We start from the raw sequence: 17,353 nt of genomic DNA, 5'->3' as shown, positions 1-17,353 counted from the left end.
ATGGAAGCAGCGAACCATCGGTAACCAGCATATGACTATTTATGAATTTACTGGGCTAATTAATGATCTACCTCCAGCTTAATATCCGGATCATAATCCGCCACAATGAGAACATCCATATGACGTGCTTGACGGAGAATCCTCGGCACAACCGCAGCCTTACCCCAACGGCTACTTCGGGAAGACTGCCCCACGATGAGCTGTGTACCTGAATATCCTTCCACCGGAGCAATCAAACTGTCGGCAATTTCGCGTCGGCTGGAAACAAGCCGTATCTCAAAGGTCCCCCCCAGTCGGTGGGTCAGCAACTTTAGTTGTTCCAGACGAGGGTTCAGTCTCTCAGGTATACGCTCACCGACATGAGCATAAGTCACAATCCACACAGCCTTCAGACGAAAGGCGATACGAAAACCACGGCGAATCAACCTTTCAGCATTTTCGCTTAGCGTCACGCCTACGAAGATCACTTCCTCCCTGCGCCACGGTCCCCGAAGTGATTCGTGTCGATCCCAGGATTCCAGCCGCTCATCTACGTCATCTGCCAATTCCCGCAAAGCAAGTTCACGCAGCGCAATCAGATTGCCCAGTTTAAAAAAGTGGCTAAGTGCCTGTTCCACCTTCGCAGGATCGTATATTTTGCCCTCACGCATGCGTTGCTGCAACGATTTAGGAGCCACATCCACAAGCTGTACTTCATCGGCCAGACGCATCATATGGTCGGGAACAGTCTCTCTCACTCGTATACCAGTAATCTGTTCCACCGCATCATTCAGGCTCTCCAGATGCTGTACATTCATTGTGGATATCACAGAAATACCTTGTTCCAAAATGGTAAGCACATCCTCATAGCGCTTAGATCTCATACTTCCAGGCACGTTGGTATGTGCCAGCTCATCAATAAGCACTACCTCGGGATTACGCCGGAGAATGGCTTCGGTGTCCATTTCTTCCAAATGTGCACCATGACGCTCGATGGACTGACGGGGAATCATTTCCAGAGAGCCTACTTGGGCCAATGTTTCTGCTCTCCCATGCGTTTCCAGCAGTCCGATAACTACATCGATCCCGCTTTCCAGCAGATCATTCCCCTCTCTCAGCATCGTGTATGTTTTACCGACCCCCGGAGCAGCGCCAATGTATACCTTGAGCTTGCCCCGCAGGATTTTGGCTGCCTCAGCCTGTGCTTCCTCAACGCTCAAACGATGATACGGATCATTATCTCCCTCTTCCTGTCTCATTGTTGGCAAGATCCGCTCACCCTCCTGCTCGGCCCGGTCCGCAATCAGCAGCAAATCCATATTTTTCATTCGTTTTAAAATCCCGTTCACCAGCGATCCTTTCATCAGCTCCTGCCACGGAGTCTGCCGAGAATGCCCCATAACAATTCGGGTAACATTGTGCGTCACCGCATAATGAATCAGTTGACGAGGCAACCTTCTGCGGGAAAAAAGCGGGATTTCTTCAAATGTTGATCCGATCTTGTCAGCCAACTGCTCAATCGAACGCTTGAAGGCTGCTGATTCCTTGGACAGCCTGCGCTTCGAGCTGACAAAGGAGACCACTAGCATATCTCCACCCAACCGCTTGGCGACCTGTTCTCCCCTACGTACATAAATAGACCCATTCCAATGATATTGAACAGGTACCAAAATACGCTCTGCCGCTCCTGACGCCCCGTGCAAGCCTAACTCCTCCCGGTGTCGTTCCAGCGAATCATTCACATCCTCTGCTACCAATCGCAGAGCAAGCTCACGCAATTTACCGAGATTTCCCCGGTGAAACATCTCAGGATTGGGCGTATGCATGTAGCCTTTCGCCAGCCGTTCCAAAATCATCTCCGGGGTGGCATCAATCAGACGAATTTCATCCGCCAGCTCCAGTGTATCAACTGGAACCGTATATTCCGCTTCAAAGCCTGTTAGCTGATATACCCACTCCGTAATTCCTTCGAGTTCATAAACATTAACCGTCGTAATGACGCTAATTCCCTGCTCCAGCAAATACCGAATATCCTCCAGCCGTGTTGGAAATGGGGCGTCTTTCCGGTTATGATGTGCCAAATGATCTACCAGTACCACCTCGGGATTTCGTGCCACCAAAGCTTCCACATTCAGATCCTTTTGCTCCTCACCATCTTTTATCCAATGAATACTAGGCACGCGCTCCAGCGTGCCTACCTGTTCCACAGTCACAGGCCGCTGCATGGTTGAGACCGCGCAAATTACAACATCAATACCTTCATGCTGCAACGATTGTCCCTCCTGCAGCATATGATACGTCTTGCCTGAGCCACTGACCGCACCCATGTATATTTTGAGTCTGCCTCGATGCAGTTTGTTAATCGAATCCAGTATTTCCTCTGGTGATTTACGTTTGAAGCTCTCCACTTTCGTTCCTCCCCCAGCGTAACCGCTCATTCCGTTCATTCTTATATGGTTGTAATGAATTGAATGTACTCCCGTGTCCCAATCAATTCAAGATGATCAATCAAGCTTGCTCCAAAAAAAGCCGCGCAGGGCAGTATAAGCGCAAAAAAACGTGCATTCAGGTCTCTTATGCCTGAATACACGCTATTTTGGGTAACTCATATGGGATCACTTCCTACAATCACTTGCTATCTTCGCCAACGATCCCCCGTTGTTGAAATAACTTTTGCCATATCACACCGTGAGACGGGGAAAAGAGAAAAGCCAAAAGCAGCAACACACCCGATACACATAGCATACATGCCGCAATAGAAGCATCCAATACACTTGCTGTGTAAAAGCCTACGACCGAACTGATGGCTCCAAATCCGACGCTGTATACAATCATACGGGACAACTTCTCCGTCAGCAGATAAGCGGTAAGAGGCGGTACAACGAGCATGCCAACCACCAGAATTGCACCCACGCTCTCAAATGACGCCACCGTCGTTAACGAGACGAGACTCATCAGCAGATAATGAAAAAAAACAACTGGAATGCCTAATGAAGCTGCCAGGGCGGGGTCGAAGGAAGTGATTTTAAATTGCTTGAAAAAGCCCCCTATCACGAGCAAATTGATCAAAAACATCGCGCCCGTAATCCACACAGCCCTCGGACCGACATCGAAACCGGCAATCTCGAACGTATTCCATGGCACATAAGCAATTTCCCCATACAAAACGTGATCCATATCCAGATGGGCATTGGAAGCAAACACACTGATCAGCAAAACACCGATAGCAAACAATGTCGTAAACACCACGCCAATGGCAGCATCACTTTGCAGACCGCTTTGTTGGAATAGCTGAATTAGGTACACCGTTAGAAGACCCAGCACAGCCGCACCAAACATCATCCACACCGAATCCCTCGATCCGCTGATGAGAAAGGCAATGACAATCCCCGGCAATACCGCATGACTGATTGCATCACCGATCATAGCCATTTTTCGAAGCACGAGAAAGCACCCAACGATACTACATCCCCCTGCCACTAACATTCCCGTCAAAATTACATAAAATGAACTCATAGGGCACGCTCCTCCCTTGGCTGTGTTCCGACTGTCTGCTCCAGATTTTTTCTGGCGTTCAATCGAACGATAGCCTTGGAGATCATCCCGCGCTGCGGCGCAAAAATCAAGCTCATTCCAAACACCACAGTCGCACACAACACACATAACGGTCCTGTAGGCAGATTTTGCCCCAGAGAGCTAATGAGCGTCCCACCAAGGCCTGCTATAGCACCAAACAAGCCTGATAGGCACACCATGACACCCAGCTTCTCTGTCCAGTATCTTGCCGACACGGCCGGGGTAATCAGCAGGGCAGCCATCATAATGACTCCCACGGCCTGAATGCCAGCAACCACCGCAATGACAATCAATAGCATCAACAACTTATCCAGCAAACCTGCCGGATAACCAAGTCCGCGGGCAAAGCCGGGATCAAAGCTGAGCAACTTAAATTCCTTGAAAAATAATATACATATTCCGATGAGTACCACCGAAATTACCGCCATCGTATAGACATCAGACAATACCATTGCCGCAGCTTGACCAAATAGAAATTTATCCAATCCGCTTTGGTTACCTGCGCCACTATGCTGAATTTCGGTCAACAACATAATGCCGAAGCCAAAAAATACCGACAGCACCGCTGCAATCGCGGAATCGCTTTTAATTCGTGAATACCGGGTTAACGCACTGATGGCAAAGGTCGCAACAATCCCTGCAATGGCGGCCCCAATCATAAATCCAAACACCGATTTTGTACCTGTGATCATAAAAGCCACACATACCCCCGGCAAAGCCGCATGTGCCAAAGCATCTCCCATGAGCGACTGCTTGCGCAAATACATAAAACTGCCAATCACTCCGCTGCTTAAACCGAGCAAAATACAGCCCAGCAAAATCCACTGCATATTCGGGTCGGTCAAAAGCGTTGCCAAGCTTGTCATACTGCTCACCTCACTCCGAGTATCGTACCGGAATCCGGGCTTGTTTTGAGTATACTCAGACGCCCGCCATACGTACGCTGCAGATTTTCCTCGGTAAAAATATCTGTCGTCTCTCCAAACGCCATAAGATGCCCGTTCAACAGCATAACCTGATCAAAATAATCCGTGACTGTAGATAAATCATGATGAACGACAAGTACGGTTTTACCCTGCTGTTTCAGATCGTTGAGCAATGAAATAATGGCTTTTTCTGTTGCAGCGTCCACACCGACAAACGGTTCATCCATAAAATAAAGCTGAGCATCCTGCGCGAGTGCTCTGGCTAAAAAAACACGTTGTTGCTGACCGCCAGACAATTGACTAATCTGCCTGTCTGCATATTTGCTCATTCCAACCTTGTCCAAACTCTCCATCGCAGCCTGACGATCTGCTGCACCCGGACGCTTAAACCAGCCCAATCTGCCATACCGTCCCATCATAACCACATCCAGCGCATTCGTCGGAAAATCCCAATCCACCGACTCCCGCTGTGGTACATAGCCAACCTTGAGCAGCTGTTGCTTATAGGGCTTGCCGTAGACCAGCACCTCGCCCCTAAGCTTTGGAATCAGTCCAAGCGCTGCCTTGATCAACGTAGATTTCCCAGCCCCGTTCGGGCCGATAATACCAATCAGCTTGCCTTCCGGCACCTCAAAGGAAACATCGAACAAAACGGGCTTTTTTTGATAAGCTACCGATAAATCACGAACAACAAGTGGTGAATGCCCCATGTATCTTTGCCTCCTTATTTAAGAGCTTTAACTATCGTATTGACGTTATGCTTGACCATTCCAATATATGTGCCATCTTCTGTGCCTTCTTCACCCATGGCATCCGAATACAGCTCGCCACCAACCTTAATTGTATGACCTTGCTGAGCGGCCCCCTGAATAACCGCATCTATGGCCTTTCTCGGAACACTAGATTCTACGAATATAGCCTTGATTTTATGTTCGACCAGATAATCTCGCAGCTTGGTCACATCTTGAGAACCCGCTTCTGATTCTGTGCTCATACCTTGAAGTCCTCTCACTTGAATGTGGTAGGCATCTCCGAAATAGCCGAAAGCATCATGTGCCGTGACAAGCACGCGCTGGGCTTCCGGTATACTGGCAATCTGCTTTCTCGTATAATCATCCAGCTCTCGCAGCTCAGTAAGATAGGCTTCTGCGTTGGCCTTATATTCCTCCGCATGAACAGCGTCTAGCGCCGACAATTCATCTCTGACGGTTTCTACCGCAGACATCCAATTCTGTACGTTAAACCAGATATGCGGATCATGCTCAGATCCCATTTCCGGGCTACCTGCACGCAACTGATCCTGTGCGATGTTTTTGGACACGGGTATGACGGGTTTTTGCTTGCTGATCTTCTCCAGAATGTCCTGCATTTTTCCTTCCAGATGCAACCCGTTATAAAAAATAACATCGGCCTGATCCAGCTTGCGCATATCTCCCTGAGAAGCCTTGTACAAATGCGGGTCAACGCCTGACTTCATAATTCCCGTGACCTCCACATGATTACCGCCGACCTTGCCGACAATGTCAGAGATCATACCGATGGTAGCCGTAGCCTTTATTTTTTGTCCTGTTTCTCTCGCAGTTCCCTGCTCCTTCTTCTTAGCATCGGTACATGCAGTCGCTAAAACCAGAGCTAGAGACAATACTCCAACTGTCGTTACCCATCGCGGCAAAGCCTTCTTAAACTGCTTGTTCATGTTTTAAAATCCTCCTTTGAACTTCGTTTTGGGACAAACTATTTCCTTGATTCAATTATTTTTTATCAATACTATATTTTAGAGTATACACTAAAGTTTTTACCTAGGGAAACATTTTTAAAAAATATAATTCTTATGTATTTCGTTATACCGTTCGATTTTCGTTCTCCCAATGTGTAATATATAGAAGATATCCAATCGTTAAACCAAAGAATACATATAAAGAGGTGCAGGTCATGGAGCCAACAGGATACAGCCCTTATCGGAACAAACGTCGGCAAGTTCGGATACGAAAAATACTGCTTATTTTTATGCTGGTGTGCTGTCTGCTTGCCCTAACTTCCTGTGCTCGAGGTGACATCCATGTAGATGTTCATCTCGATCAAAGTGTAGATCTGGATGCAACGTTCAGTGTAAACAACCAGACACTGATGATGTTGGACAATCCCGGGCTGCTAGATCGATTAGTCAAGCGTATTCAAAGCAACAATGTAGATGTACAGCCGCTAGCTGAACAGGGAAGAAAGGGATATCAAATCAAGGGGCATTATCAAGGAGATTGGAGCACAAACAAAAAAAATCCCAGTCAGGGATTAAATCTACCTGAGGGATTAGAAATAAAGCGCGCTGTGAGCCAACATTTTTTCACAACGAATATTGATCTTACCATGAAGCTCGATCTACCACGGATGCTTCCTGAAGAAGCTCAAGGAATGAGTGACAAATTTGAGCAAATGAATGTGTTTGCGCGCAAATTACTGGAGCGGCAGCTGGATCTTAACTTCAGCCTATCCTTACCCATCCAACCTGCTACCAATAATGCGGACCGTGTGTCGGAAGACGGAAAAACACTGTATTGGGACATTGCTCCTTTGGAATCTAACGAGCTAAAATTGTCTGTTAACGTACCCAATGTACGACATATCGTGTATGTAGCTGTTACGAGCCTGATACTAATCGTGATCGCTGTGATCTTACTAATTCGTAGACATCGCTCCAAAAAAGAAACTTAAAAAAGCAACTAAAAAAATCGTTGTCTGATTTCTGGTGGGGGGATCTGACATTGATCCTCTTCATCCTTGCCAAACCAACGATATCGGTTACGCGCCACCCAGTTATAGACAGCGTTGCGCACAAAGCGGGGAACCAGGATGAACACATAGGCCAGCGGGTATGGAAAACGAAGACGTTTGGCAATTCGCAAAGCCGCGGTGGACCTTGTATAATACGTTCCGTCTTCAATCAGCACGAACGTATCCAGCTGATCTGTAGATAGTCCTCCTGCACGTAATAGTTCTTGTCCTGCCTCGGATTGCAGGGAACCAAAATGAAATGTTCCCTTAGGGTCACGCTTGATAATAAAGCGGGCAGCTCCCTGACAAAAGTGGCATACCCCATCTACCAACACAATGGAATGATCTGAATGAGCATGATCAGTCTGGTTCATAAATGCATTTCACCTCCAAGAAAATCAACGGCATGAATACCAGCAACGCAACCATATGAAGATAAACAAAAAAACGCCGAAAGTATCCGACGCTTGTTTAGAAATGTATAGTCTTTACCTGTTCGAAAAACTAGCTCAATGCTTTCTCAAACAGCTGTTTCGTATTAATTTGCTCTAAAAACTCCTCATGGAACTTATCCATACACTTGCAGATAAAATCCTTATGGCATACCGGGCAAGGCGTCGTTAGCAGTCGACTAATATTCGTCAAGGTCCACTCCGGATTACGTTGAGAAAAAACGCGGCACTCCGTTCCATCGGCCAAACTCATTTTAAACTCATAAAGCCCTTCTTTTTCGTTGCTGCCAGCCAGCGTGAAATTAACAATATTCGGTCTGTAAGACATCATATCACCCGTATTTTTCAAATTTGTTTCGTACCTGATGACCAGAATCACCTAAGCCATCTTAATGAATTTTGGCGATGATGTCAAATGGTCGCAAATCTCAGCGAATCAAGATCTATGTGCAAAAGCCACCGATAAATCGGCGGCCAGAGTGTAAAAGTTATAGAAATGCAGTCAAATGACATTAAGCTCGACATCAATGTTACCGCGTGTTGCTTTGGAATACGGACAAAAATCATGCGCTTGGCGTGCCAGATCTTCGGCCTGGGCGCGTTCAATACCGGGTATTTTCACATCCAGACGTACCGCCAGCTGGAAGCCGCCATCGCTTGGGTCCTTGCCGATAGATACGTGGCTGGTGACCTCAACATTGTCTACCTTCACCTTAGCCTTCCGGGCCACATTAGCCAATGCGCTCTCATAGCAGGCACCATAGCCTGCCGCAAACAATTGCTCCGGATTCGTAGCTTCTCCACCTGCGCCACCCAGTTCCTTCGGCGTGCTGAGCTTATGCTTCAAAACTCCATCGGATGAAGCGACTGAACCGTCTCTTCCACCATGTACCGTTGCTGATGCTGTGTATAATGCTTCCATGATTTCATCTCTCCTTCTCTATATCATTTGTTTTCCGCAGGAATCTATCGTCATGTTAATACATGATTTCCTTCTCGTATGTACTTTAAACGAACTACATAAAATGAATCATTTGAAATAGGGTTGTTAACCCGTACATTTATCGTTTAGTTCCACCTCACCTTGTTTACACTATATGTTATAAGCCCCTAGCTTGATGGGCCGTCAACATATGTCTTGAAGGCTCACTCGCATCATTTTATTGTATCTGCTCAGACTTCCATGACTGACAACCCAGTCGTACGCGAGATCGTAGGCTACTTGTTGGTGCGGGGTGGGAGTCCATGTGATGCCCTATACCAAAGCGTTGGAAAAGCTTACAGGCGTAGAAATGACCAAAATGCTTCCGATTCCGAACTTGGAGAATGAAGCCTTTTCTGAAACGCGTAAATTCGAAGAAAAAGGATTGCACCGGACTATTTATCATTTCAGTCCGAATAACTACAAGGAAATTGATAAATATGGAGCAGCGTTCACCCGGAAGATGGACAACAATTTAAAAAAATCCAAAACGACCAAGCTGCTCCCCTCAGAGCGATATAGCTTGGTTTTTTCTAGTGTTCGGCTTTATACGATGCCCATATTGCTTCAAAAATACGATTAACTTGCTTGACCACACAAAAGTTGCACTAGACAAAAACTATTGTAAGTGTACAATAGGGATAACACAATCGTTATGTCACTAATAATATATTTCAACATCAATAAAGAAGGTGAAGCGTATGAAAAATACAAAGGGTAACTTCGCGGAAATCGCTTCACTGTCGGAAGTGAATCGTTCCTTGAGCGTCCCGAAAGACGGAACCTGGTTTCGGAAGTTTCTTGCCTTTGCTGGACCCGGCTATATGGTCGCAGTCGGCTATATGGACCCCGGCAACTGGGCCACAGACATCGCTGGCGGATCAAAATTCGGCTACACGCTGCTTAGTGTCATTCTAATCTCCAACCTGATGGCCATCCTGCTGCAAGCCTTATCCGGCAAGCTTGGCATTGCCACAGGTAAAGATTTGGCTCAAATGTGCCGTGATGCCTACAGTCGTCCTGTCGCCGTCGGCTTATGGCTCTTGTGCGAAATTGCTATTGCAGCCATGGATTTGGCCGAGGTCATCGGTTCAGCCATTGCGCTGAAGTTGCTGTTTGGTCTACCGTTACTATACGGAGTCATCATTACCGCATTTGACGTCATGCTTATTTTACTGCTGCAAAACAAAGGTTTTCGGGCATTGGAAACACTTGTCATTGTGCTGATGGCGACGATTGCCGGCTGTTTTGGGATTAATCTCATTTTGGCACAACCGGAATGGGGCGGCGTATTGGGCGGCTTTGTACCAGACTCGCAAATTTTGACGAATCCAAGCATGCTGTATATTGCCATCGGTATTATGGGCGCTACTGTAATGCCGCATAACCTGTATCTGCATTCTTCTATTGTACAAACTCGCAAATTTGAGCAGACTTCAGCAGGTAAACGGGAAGCTATTACATTTGCAACTTGGGATTCCAGTATAGCGCTGATGTTCGCTTTATTTATTAATGCCGCCATCTTGATCGTGGCAGCTGCTGTATTCCATACGGCAGGAAGAACAGATGTAGCCGAAATTAGTGATGCCTATTATCTGCTTTCGCCACTACTGGGAACCACGCTGGCAAGCATACTATTTGGGGTGGCGTTACTCGCCTCAGGTCAAAATTCAACCGTTACAGGCACTTTAGCCGGACAAATCGTGATGGAGGGCTTTTTGAATCTTCGTCTTTCACCTTGGTTGCGTCGTCTGGTGACCCGCCTCATCGCGATCATTCCAGCGGTTATCGTCACTGCTATCGCAGGTGAAAAAGGTGCGGAGGAACTCCTTGTGCTGAGCCAGGTCATCCTGTCCATCCAGCTTCCCTTTGCCATCATTCCATTACTTCTCTTTACCAGCGACAAAAAGATTATGGGTGAATTCGCAAATAAAATGTGGCAAAAAGTATTAACCTGGATCGTGACCGCTGTCATTATCATCTTGAATGTAGTGCTCATCATCCAAACGATTTCAGGTTAATCGGTAGCCAAATATGAATATATTAAAAAGGTATCTCACTAGCCCCAATGGCAGCGAGATACCTTTTTTTGTTCATCCTATTTTATTTATCCTGTATACATAAAGAATACTCAACGCTTGGCAGGCTCTACCTTTATTTGCGCCTCAAGCGCGAGATTCAGCTTGAGCACGTTCACACGCGGCTCGCCGAATACCCCGGCGCTGCGGCCTTCTGTCTGCTCCTGCACCAGTGCTCTCAGTTGATCCTGCGGGATACCCGTCAAGCCGCTAATGCGCGGAATTTGCACCCGTGCCGCCTGTGGCGAGATGTGCGGGTCCAGACCGGAGCCGGAGTTCGTAATCAGGTCCACCGGAACCTGACTGACGGGTACATCCGGGTTATGCTTCTGCCAATCCGCAATAGAGTCCTTGACTCGCTGTATCAAGGCCGGATTCGACGGCGCGTAGTTGCTTGAGCCTGAACCAGCCCCATTGTAATCAACGCTCGATACCCGACCTTGGAAAAACGCCGAATCGGCAAAGGACTGCCCAATCAGTTCGGAGCCGACCACCCGTCCCTCTGCGTCACGGAGCATACTGCCGTTTGCTTGCTGCGGAAACAGAACCTGCGCTACTCCTGTACTGACTAGCGGATATGCCAAACCACACAAGAGAATCATCAGCACCGATGTTCGCAAAGCCACTCCAATAACTGTACTTCCTCGCATCTCTTGTCTCTCCGGTTGTCCTTCCGACACTGTCCCGGTCCCTGTACGTTTGTTATGACCTTGCCCGCCAGATTCGGCTTTTTCGTGCGCTGCAAATCTGCGTCCAGACATCATCCGATAAAAACCACTCATGTCGTTCACCCTTTCTGCGCTAAATCCACAAATGCACCAGCAAATCAATAGCCTTAATGCCGACAAACGGTACGACCATACCGCCCAGACCGTAAATCAGCAAATTCCGTCCCAGCAGGCGATCCGAGCTCATCGGCTTATACTTCACGCCCTTCATGGCCAGCGGAATCAGAAGCGGAATAATAACCGCGTTAAAGATCAGCGCCGACAAAATAGCGGACAGCGGGGAGCCAAGCCCCATGACGTTCAAAGCGCCCATTTGTGGAATGGCCAGCATGAACATCGCCGGGATGATGGCAAAATATTTGGCAACATCGTTCGCAATGCTGAACGTTGTCAATGCTCCGCGCGTCATAAGCAGCTGCTTGCCGATCGCGACCACCTCAATAATTTTGGACGGATCGGAATCCAGGTCCACCATATTAGCTGCTTCTTTGGCCGCGACTGTGCCGCTATTCATGGCCAGACCGACATCCGCTTGCGCCAGCGCAGGTGCATCATTGGTGCCGTCTCCGGTCATGGCAACCAGCTTTCCCTGTTCCTGCTCACGTCGGATAACCGCGATTTTGTCCTCCGGCTTGCTCTCAGCTACAAAGTCGTCCACACCCGCTTCTCGTGCAATTGTAGCTGCTGTTAGCGGATTATCTCCGGTACACATGATCGTACGGATACCCATTTCCCGGAGCTGATCAAACCGTTCCTTCATGCCTGGCTTCACTGTATCTTTCAAATAAATAATGCCGTATATCTGATCATCCAGCGCGACTGCCAGCGGTGTACCTCCTTCAGAGGCTACCTGATTCGCTTTTTCCTCCAGATCGGCTGGAACACTGCCGTTTTGCGATACGATCCATTGCCGAACAGAATCCACCGCGCCCTTGCGTACCTTTCGTCCATCGGCCAGATCCAGACCACTCATCCGGGTCTCCGCCTTGAATTCGATAAAGGTTCCACCTGCTGCCAAGGATGCATCCAACGTATGCTCCTGTTTGCGCATCAATTCGAGAACCGAGCGGCCCTCTGGCGTCTCATCCTTCATAGAGCTAATCGCTGCCCACTTCACTAACTCTGCCTTCTCCACGCCCTCCACAGGCACGAATTCGCTCGCCATTCGGTTCCCGAAGGTGATTGTACCTGTTTTATCCAGAATCATCGTGTTGATATCCCCAGAAGCTTCTACCGCCTTGCCTGACATGGCCAGTACGTTAAACTGGGTGACCCGGTCCATACCGGCAATCCCGATAGCTGACAGCAGTCCTCCAATCGTAGTCGGAATCAGACAGACTAGCAACGAAATCAGCACAGGAACAGGCAAATCAATGTTAAAATGACGGGCAATCGGCGCTAGCGTAACCACCACAATTAGAAAAATAATCGTCAAGCTAATCAACAAAGTGTTCAGTGCAATCTCATTCGGCGTTTTTTGCCGCTGTGCGCCTTCCACGAGCGAAATCATTTTATCAATAAATGTCTCGCCCGGCTCTGTCGTAATTCGCACCTTAATCCGGTCACTGACTACCCGCGTCCCGCCGGTTACCGAGCAAAAATCACCACCCGATTCCTTGATGACCGGAGCCGATTCTCCCGTAATTGCAGATTCATCCACCGAAGCCAGACCTTCAATGACCTCACCATCGCTTGGAATCATCTCGCCTTGGGAGACAATAACCACGTCCCCCTTACGCAATTCGGTTGAGCTAACCACCTGAATGTCATTTCCGATGAGCTTGTTAGCTTGTGTATCCTGCTTGGATTTTTTTAAAGAGGCAGCTTGTGCCTTACCCCGCCCCTCTGCGAGCGCTTCGGCAAAATTAGCAAAAAGCAACGTAAACAACAGAATAACAAACACGGCCAGGTTAAAGCCCATTTCCTTGCCAGTTCCAAAATAACCGGGAAACAGTAACATGAGCAGCACGACCAATGTACCGATCTCCACGACGAACATGACAGGATTTTTCATCATAATCATCGGATTTAATTTTATAAAGCTATCCTTGATCGCATGCTTCAAGATGCTTCTGTCCAGCATGTGTTTGCGTTGTTCCTTCATGATCAAACACCCCGTTCATCCATTCTCATTTTCTTCTTCACATAGTCAAAAATTCAGCAACAGGTCCCAATACGATGACGGGTAAAAAGGTCAACGCACCAATCAGCAGCACGACCCCGATCAGAATGGCTCCAAATAACTTGTTGTCCGTGCGCAGTATCCCCGTCGTCACCGGAGTCGGTGCTTTGGCATTCAACGAAGCCGCCACAGCCAACAATGCAATCATAGATACATATCGTCCGAAGAACATAACCATCCCCGTCGTCATGTTCCAGAATACATTGTTATCCGAAAGACCTTCAAATCCCGAACCGTTATTTGCGGCAGATGACGCATATTCATAGAGCACCTGAGTCAACCCGTGATAGCCAGGGTTCGTGACCGCATCGTATCCCCAATGACTCATAAATGCAAGTGCAGTTGGGGCGAGAATGAGAAACGGATGTACCAAAATGGCAATCGCGATCAGCTTCATTTCCTTGCCTTCAATTTTCCTTCCCATAAATTCCGGAGTTCTCCCGACCATCAGTCCGCATATAAACACACCCAGAATCGCATACATCAGCATATTCATCAGTCCGACACCCTTGCCGCCAAAAATGACGTTTAGCATCATTTCTCCCAAAGCAGCCATGCCACCCAGTGGGGTTAGTGTATCATGCATATTATTGACCGAACCTGTCGTTGCCGCTGTTGTGACCGCAGTGAATAAAGCCGATTGTCCAATGCCGAAACGAACCTCTTTCCCTTCCATGCTTCCCTGAGAAGCATCCACACCCAGTGTCTGGATTAACGGATTACCTGTCTTTTCAGACACGTACGTAATGGATAGAAAAATAAGAAACAATACCATCATGGAGCTAAAAATAATCCAGCCCTGCTTACGATTACGGGCAAACAATCCAAAGGTATACGGCAACGAAGCCGGCATTACCCACATTGCCAAAATTTCCAGCACGTTCGTCCAAGGACTTGGATTTTCAAAAGGATGCGCAGAGTTAGCTCCCGCATAACCACCCCCGTTTGTCCCCAAATGCTTGATGGACTCCAGAGAAGCAATGGGTCCCATAGAAATCTGCTGCTGTGTTCCGCTCAGCGTCGTAAGATCCGCCGTAGGTTGTAGCGTCTGGGGTACCTTCAATCCAACCAGCACCAGCGTAAGCACAAAGGCCAGCGGCAGGAAAATTCTTATAATGGCTTTAATAAAATCTTGAAAGAAATTGCCCATTCCTTCACCGCGCCGCGTCAATCCTCTCATAAAAGCCGCAGCAACCGCAAAACCGGAAGCAGCCGAAGTGAACATCATCATCGTGACGAACGCCATCTGTGTCAGATACGTAAGCCCGCTTTCTCCGCTATAATGTTGGAGATTCGTATTCGTCATAAAGCTGATTACCGTATTAAAAGCTAGTGATGCTTCCATATTACTGTTTCCCGCCGGATTACCGGGAAGCATTCCCTGTAAACGCAACAGCAAGTAGCTGATCGCCACAAGCACGGCATTCGTTGCAATGAAACTCATAACATACGTAGTCCAACGCATGCTCTCCAGCTTCTTCAATCCTACTATCTTATAAATCAGCTTTTCTGTTCCGCCAAAAATCCGATCCGTCCGATTGGGTTCATTCGAGAATACATGATACATATAGGTGCCCACTGGCTTTACCAAGAGCAACAATATGACGATCACAATTCCAATTTGAAGCAGCTCCATCCTCTATTCCTCCTCCAAAATGCTCCTGCGTTTGGAACAACAGACCTGCTTCAGAGCACCAAACGTGTGCACACGTTTGCGAAAACCTGCTACCTATGATGCTTAATATTCATGATCTGTTGTTCCCGCCCGCTCTATCCCCTATAGCTGACTAGAACTTTTCAGGGTTCAGGAGTGCGTAGATTAAATACATAAACACAATAGCCGTAAGCCCAAGTATAACGATCATCCTCTTCGTCCTCCTTTAGAGGTCTGCGCATCACACCAGCGTACAAACAGCAGTATCACTCCATAACTCACAGCCATGACGAGCAGCATATATATATCCATCATGTTTATACCCTCCGTATCGGTCCTCAGATCGCCATTCTTATTTCATCATAAAATCATAAAACAACTATGTTATAAGTGCTTATCCGTTCAGCAGAAAACCCACCTCTCCGTTCAATGTGTAGATCACATGGTCCGCTCCCAATCCTCGATAAATTCCTTGTGGATTACAGCCGTGCGTAATAACATAGATCGATTCCGATGTTAGCGGCCGACATATTTGCAGGAAACGGCAAGTCAGATTCAAGCTGTTCTCGAACAAATACACACTACCAATTTCTTTTTTTGGAAAATTCCATTTTCCCGCTTGCATGGTATTGATGCGGACAATGTGCTCCACACCCATTTTCTTGAGCTGTCGTTCCTCCTGGGCGCTATTCGTCAGAACTGCAAACGCCAATTTTTTGAAAATAAGCAATTTCACAAAACTTCTGCCCGCTTCATTCGGTGCAGTGACAATAATTAACCGACCTTCCATCAGTAGCTCCTCTCCCGGTATAAAAAGACAACAAAAAGAAGCCGAAGGAAAAAGGCTTTCCTCCGGCTTCTTACATATCCATGATAAAATAAACCATGGCTGCACACGGCGGTTTGTTGCCTCTCCCTGTACGCTTACGAGGTTAGCTGTCGGATTCGGACGTGAGAGTCGCCCTATTTCTGGCACTTGACCGGAAAATTCACCCCCATGAGACACACGGCAAGCCGTACAGTCTCGATTGGTTCCCCCGCTTTTGCAACTGCAAAATTCAGCGCTATAGACATTTCGTTGTTGCTTCATTCAAGTTAATTTGAAATTACGTCTTGAATCATACACCCGCGCATGGAAGACTGTAAAGCTCAACTGCGGGGTTATAAATCGGCCTTTAGAGCATAGAAGATTAATAATAACGCTTACAATGCAACTATGCTTCTCACAGCTCCTTCAATCTCTGTTTTTCAACCCTTTTTAAAAATGACAAGCATGTCAATATTGGCGTAGGGTAGAGCGTTTTTGGCCTTTTTTTGTAAAAAGAGAAGAAAATACGCTATATGTACCAGCTAAACACCGATTGAACCCGCTTTTATAAGAAGAAACACCTTGATTCGCTCCATTTGCAGTGCGATTTACTGTTTTGAACAAAATACGATTTTACAGCGGCTAAAGGCTTAATACAGCTTTTCCAGACTTGCAACCTTACTTTTAATTGCTTACAATTTAATTGCTGAATATTGAATAAGGAGAGATACTATGACCGTTTATGAATATGATGCGCAAACCCTGCAAGGGAAACCAATTCCGTTATCCACATATAAAGGGAATGTTCTGCTTATTGTGAACACAGCCAGCAAATGCGGGTTAACCCCCCAATACAAAGCGTTACAAGAGCTATATGACCAGTACCACGAACAGGGGCTCGAAATTTTGGGATTTCCCAGCAACCAATTCGCCAAACAAGAGCCAGGTTCCAGCGAGGAGATTTCCGAGTTTTGCCAGATCAATTATGGTGTTACCTTTCCGATGTTCGCCAAGACAGATGTCAATGGCGATCAAGCGCACCCCTTATTTCGCTACCTGACCCAAACAGCTCCGGGGGTATTAGGGTCCAAAGCGATCAAATGGAATTTTACTAAATTCTTAATTACACGAGAAGGTAACGTATTTAAGCGCTATGCACCGCAAACCACTCCAGATAAGTTGGCGGGAGATATAGAGAAGCTTTTGCAGCAAAACTGAT

Annotated in this window: 17 protein-coding genes and 1 riboswitch; of the genes, 4 read left to right on the top strand and 13 right to left on the bottom strand. The window is 47.2% G+C overall.

Features of this window, described 5'->3' with window-relative positions; all coding sequences use genetic code 11:
* Positions 1 to 59: 59 nt before the first annotated feature.
* The 5 genes from AOU00_RS19345 to AOU00_RS19325 form a co-directional block, all read right to left on the bottom strand.
* Positions 60 to 2,387, bottom strand: coding sequence for a histidine kinase (locus AOU00_RS19345; protein ID WP_069291390.1), 2,328 nt, complete (start codon positions 2,385 to 2,387; stop codon positions 60 to 62).
* A 220-nt stretch (positions 2,388 to 2,607) separates the two neighbouring features.
* Positions 2,608 to 3,495: a metal ABC transporter permease gene (locus AOU00_RS19340; protein ID WP_061829564.1), complete on the bottom strand. Its 888-nt coding sequence runs from the start codon at positions 3,493 to 3,495 to the stop codon at positions 2,608 to 2,610.
* Positions 3,492 to 4,421 carry a metal ABC transporter permease gene (locus AOU00_RS19335; protein WP_069291389.1) on the bottom strand — a complete coding sequence of 310 codons (930 nt, stop codon included), beginning with the start codon at positions 4,419 to 4,421 and terminating at the stop codon, positions 3,492 to 3,494. The genes AOU00_RS19340 and AOU00_RS19335 overlap by 4 nt, the downstream gene beginning before the upstream one ends.
* Positions 4,422 to 4,426: 5 nt before the next feature.
* On the bottom strand, positions 4,427 to 5,191 hold the full coding sequence (locus AOU00_RS19330; protein ID WP_061829566.1) for a metal ABC transporter ATP-binding protein: 765 nt from the start codon (positions 5,189 to 5,191) through the stop codon (positions 4,427 to 4,429).
* Positions 5,192 to 5,205: 14 nt separating this feature from the next.
* Positions 5,206 to 6,177 (bottom strand): metal ABC transporter solute-binding protein, Zn/Mn family, encoded by a 972-nt coding sequence (locus AOU00_RS19325; RefSeq protein WP_069291388.1) that lies wholly within the window; start codon positions 6,175 to 6,177, stop codon positions 5,206 to 5,208.
* 236 nt (positions 6,178 to 6,413) lie between these two features.
* Here AOU00_RS19325 and AOU00_RS19320 point away from each other — a divergent pair, with 236 nt between their 5' ends.
* Positions 6,414 to 7,190 (top strand): DUF3153 domain-containing protein, encoded by a 777-nt coding sequence (locus tag AOU00_RS19320; protein WP_069291387.1) that lies wholly within the window; start codon positions 6,414 to 6,416, stop codon positions 7,188 to 7,190.
* Positions 7,191 to 7,198: 8 nt separating this feature from the next.
* Here the strand turns inward: AOU00_RS19320 and AOU00_RS19315 are convergent, their stop codons facing one another.
* From AOU00_RS19315 to AOU00_RS19305, 3 genes are all read right to left on the bottom strand, one after another.
* On the bottom strand, positions 7,199 to 7,624 hold the full coding sequence (locus AOU00_RS19315; protein ID WP_061829569.1) for a thiol-disulfide oxidoreductase DCC family protein: 426 nt from the start codon (positions 7,622 to 7,624) through the stop codon (positions 7,199 to 7,201).
* Between the two features lie 130 nt (positions 7,625 to 7,754).
* Complete coding sequence (locus AOU00_RS19310; RefSeq protein WP_025722703.1) at positions 7,755 to 8,081, bottom strand: hypothetical protein; 327 nt, start codon at positions 8,079 to 8,081, stop codon at positions 7,755 to 7,757.
* Positions 8,082 to 8,204: 123 nt separating this feature from the next.
* On the bottom strand, positions 8,205 to 8,624 hold the full coding sequence (locus tag AOU00_RS19305) for an organic hydroperoxide resistance protein (RefSeq protein WP_013309264.1): 420 nt from the start codon (positions 8,622 to 8,624) through the stop codon (positions 8,205 to 8,207).
* A 328-nt stretch (positions 8,625 to 8,952) separates the two neighbouring features.
* Here AOU00_RS19305 and AOU00_RS27725 point away from each other — a divergent pair, with 328 nt between their 5' ends.
* Entirely contained in the window at positions 8,953 to 9,267 is a 315-nt protein-coding gene (locus AOU00_RS27725; RefSeq protein ID WP_069291386.1) for a hypothetical protein, read from the top strand.
* A gap of 118 nt (positions 9,268 to 9,385) precedes the next feature.
* Entirely contained in the window at positions 9,386 to 10,705 is a 1,320-nt protein-coding gene (locus tag AOU00_RS19295) for an Nramp family divalent metal transporter (RefSeq protein WP_069291385.1), read from the top strand.
* A gap of 110 nt (positions 10,706 to 10,815) precedes the next feature.
* Here AOU00_RS19295 and kdpC read toward each other — a convergent pair whose 3' ends face one another.
* From kdpC to AOU00_RS19275, 5 genes are all read right to left on the bottom strand, one after another.
* On the bottom strand, positions 10,816 to 11,544 hold the full coding sequence (gene kdpC / locus AOU00_RS19290) for a potassium-transporting ATPase subunit KdpC (protein ID WP_061829573.1): 729 nt from the start codon (positions 11,542 to 11,544) through the stop codon (positions 10,816 to 10,818).
* A gap of 19 nt (positions 11,545 to 11,563) precedes the next feature.
* A complete protein-coding gene (gene kdpB / locus AOU00_RS19285; protein ID WP_069291384.1) occupies positions 11,564 to 13,594 on the bottom strand; it encodes a potassium-transporting ATPase subunit KdpB in 2,031 nt (676 codons plus the stop codon).
* Between the two features lie 37 nt (positions 13,595 to 13,631).
* Entirely contained in the window at positions 13,632 to 15,308 is a 1,677-nt protein-coding gene (gene kdpA, locus AOU00_RS19280; RefSeq protein ID WP_069291383.1) for a potassium-transporting ATPase subunit KdpA, read from the bottom strand.
* Between the two features lie 151 nt (positions 15,309 to 15,459).
* A complete protein-coding gene (locus tag AOU00_RS27720; RefSeq protein ID WP_071559652.1) occupies positions 15,460 to 15,537 on the bottom strand; it encodes a potassium-transporting ATPase subunit F in 78 nt (25 codons plus the stop codon).
* Positions 15,538 to 15,720: 183 nt separating this feature from the next.
* Positions 15,721 to 16,116: a hypothetical protein gene (locus AOU00_RS19275; RefSeq protein ID WP_023987603.1), complete on the bottom strand. Its 396-nt coding sequence runs from the start codon at positions 16,114 to 16,116 to the stop codon at positions 15,721 to 15,723.
* Positions 16,117 to 16,231: 115 nt separating this feature from the next.
* A riboswitch (cyclic di-AMP (ydaO/yuaA leader) is annotated at positions 16,232 to 16,400 on the bottom strand.
* 466 nt (positions 16,401 to 16,866) lie between these two features.
* Here AOU00_RS19275 and AOU00_RS19270 point away from each other — a divergent pair.
* Positions 16,867 to 17,352, top strand: coding sequence for a glutathione peroxidase (locus tag AOU00_RS19270; protein ID WP_069291382.1), 486 nt, complete (start codon positions 16,867 to 16,869; stop codon positions 17,350 to 17,352).
* Position 17,353 lies beyond the last annotated feature (1 nt).

Origin of the sequence: Paenibacillus polymyxa (assembly GCF_001719045.1) — a bacterium.
Classification (GTDB): domain Bacteria; phylum Bacillota; class Bacilli; order Paenibacillales; family Paenibacillaceae; genus Paenibacillus; species Paenibacillus polymyxa_B.
Note: the sequence above shows the minus strand (reverse complement) of the source record. Positions and strands in the feature narration are given on the sequence as shown.

What these genes read in the sequence shown, in the direction of transcription:
- AOU00_RS19275 (WP_023987603.1), bottom strand. Translation starts at nt 16,116, where the DNA reads ATGGAAGGTCGGTTAATTATTGTCACTGCACCGAATGAAGCGGGCAGA.
- AOU00_RS19340 (WP_061829564.1), bottom strand. Translation starts at nt 3,495, where the DNA reads ATGAGTTCATTTTATGTAATTTTGACGGGAATGTTAGTGGCAGGGGGA.
- AOU00_RS19295 (WP_069291385.1), top strand. Translation starts at nt 9,386, where the DNA reads ATGAAAAATACAAAGGGTAACTTCGCGGAAATCGCTTCACTGTCGGAA.
- AOU00_RS19270 (WP_069291382.1), top strand. Translation starts at nt 16,867, where the DNA reads ATGACCGTTTATGAATATGATGCGCAAACCCTGCAAGGGAAACCAATT.
- kdpC (WP_061829573.1), bottom strand. Translation starts at nt 11,544, where the DNA reads ATGAGTGGTTTTTATCGGATGATGTCTGGACGCAGATTTGCAGCGCAC.
- kdpA (WP_069291383.1), bottom strand. Translation starts at nt 15,308, where the DNA reads ATGGAGCTGCTTCAAATTGGAATTGTGATCGTCATATTGTTGCTCTTG.
- AOU00_RS27720 (WP_071559652.1), bottom strand. Translation starts at nt 15,537, where the DNA reads ATGATCGTTATACTTGGGCTTACGGCTATTGTGTTTATGTATTTAATC.
- AOU00_RS19320 (WP_069291387.1), top strand. Translation starts at nt 6,414, where the DNA reads ATGGAGCCAACAGGATACAGCCCTTATCGGAACAAACGTCGGCAAGTT.
- AOU00_RS19335 (WP_069291389.1), bottom strand. Translation starts at nt 4,421, where the DNA reads ATGACAAGCTTGGCAACGCTTTTGACCGACCCGAATATGCAGTGGATT.
- AOU00_RS19305 (WP_013309264.1), bottom strand. Translation starts at nt 8,624, where the DNA reads ATGGAAGCATTATACACAGCATCAGCAACGGTACATGGTGGAAGAGAC.
- AOU00_RS19315 (WP_061829569.1), bottom strand. Translation starts at nt 7,624, where the DNA reads ATGAACCAGACTGATCATGCTCATTCAGATCATTCCATTGTGTTGGTA.
- AOU00_RS19325 (WP_069291388.1), bottom strand. Translation starts at nt 6,177, where the DNA reads ATGAACAAGCAGTTTAAGAAGGCTTTGCCGCGATGGGTAACGACAGTT.
- kdpB (WP_069291384.1), bottom strand. Translation starts at nt 13,594, where the DNA reads ATGAAGGAACAACGCAAACACATGCTGGACAGAAGCATCTTGAAGCAT.
- AOU00_RS19330 (WP_061829566.1), bottom strand. Translation starts at nt 5,191, where the DNA reads ATGGGGCATTCACCACTTGTTGTTCGTGATTTATCGGTAGCTTATCAA.
- AOU00_RS27725 (WP_069291386.1), top strand. Translation starts at nt 8,953, where the DNA reads ATGCCCTATACCAAAGCGTTGGAAAAGCTTACAGGCGTAGAAATGACC.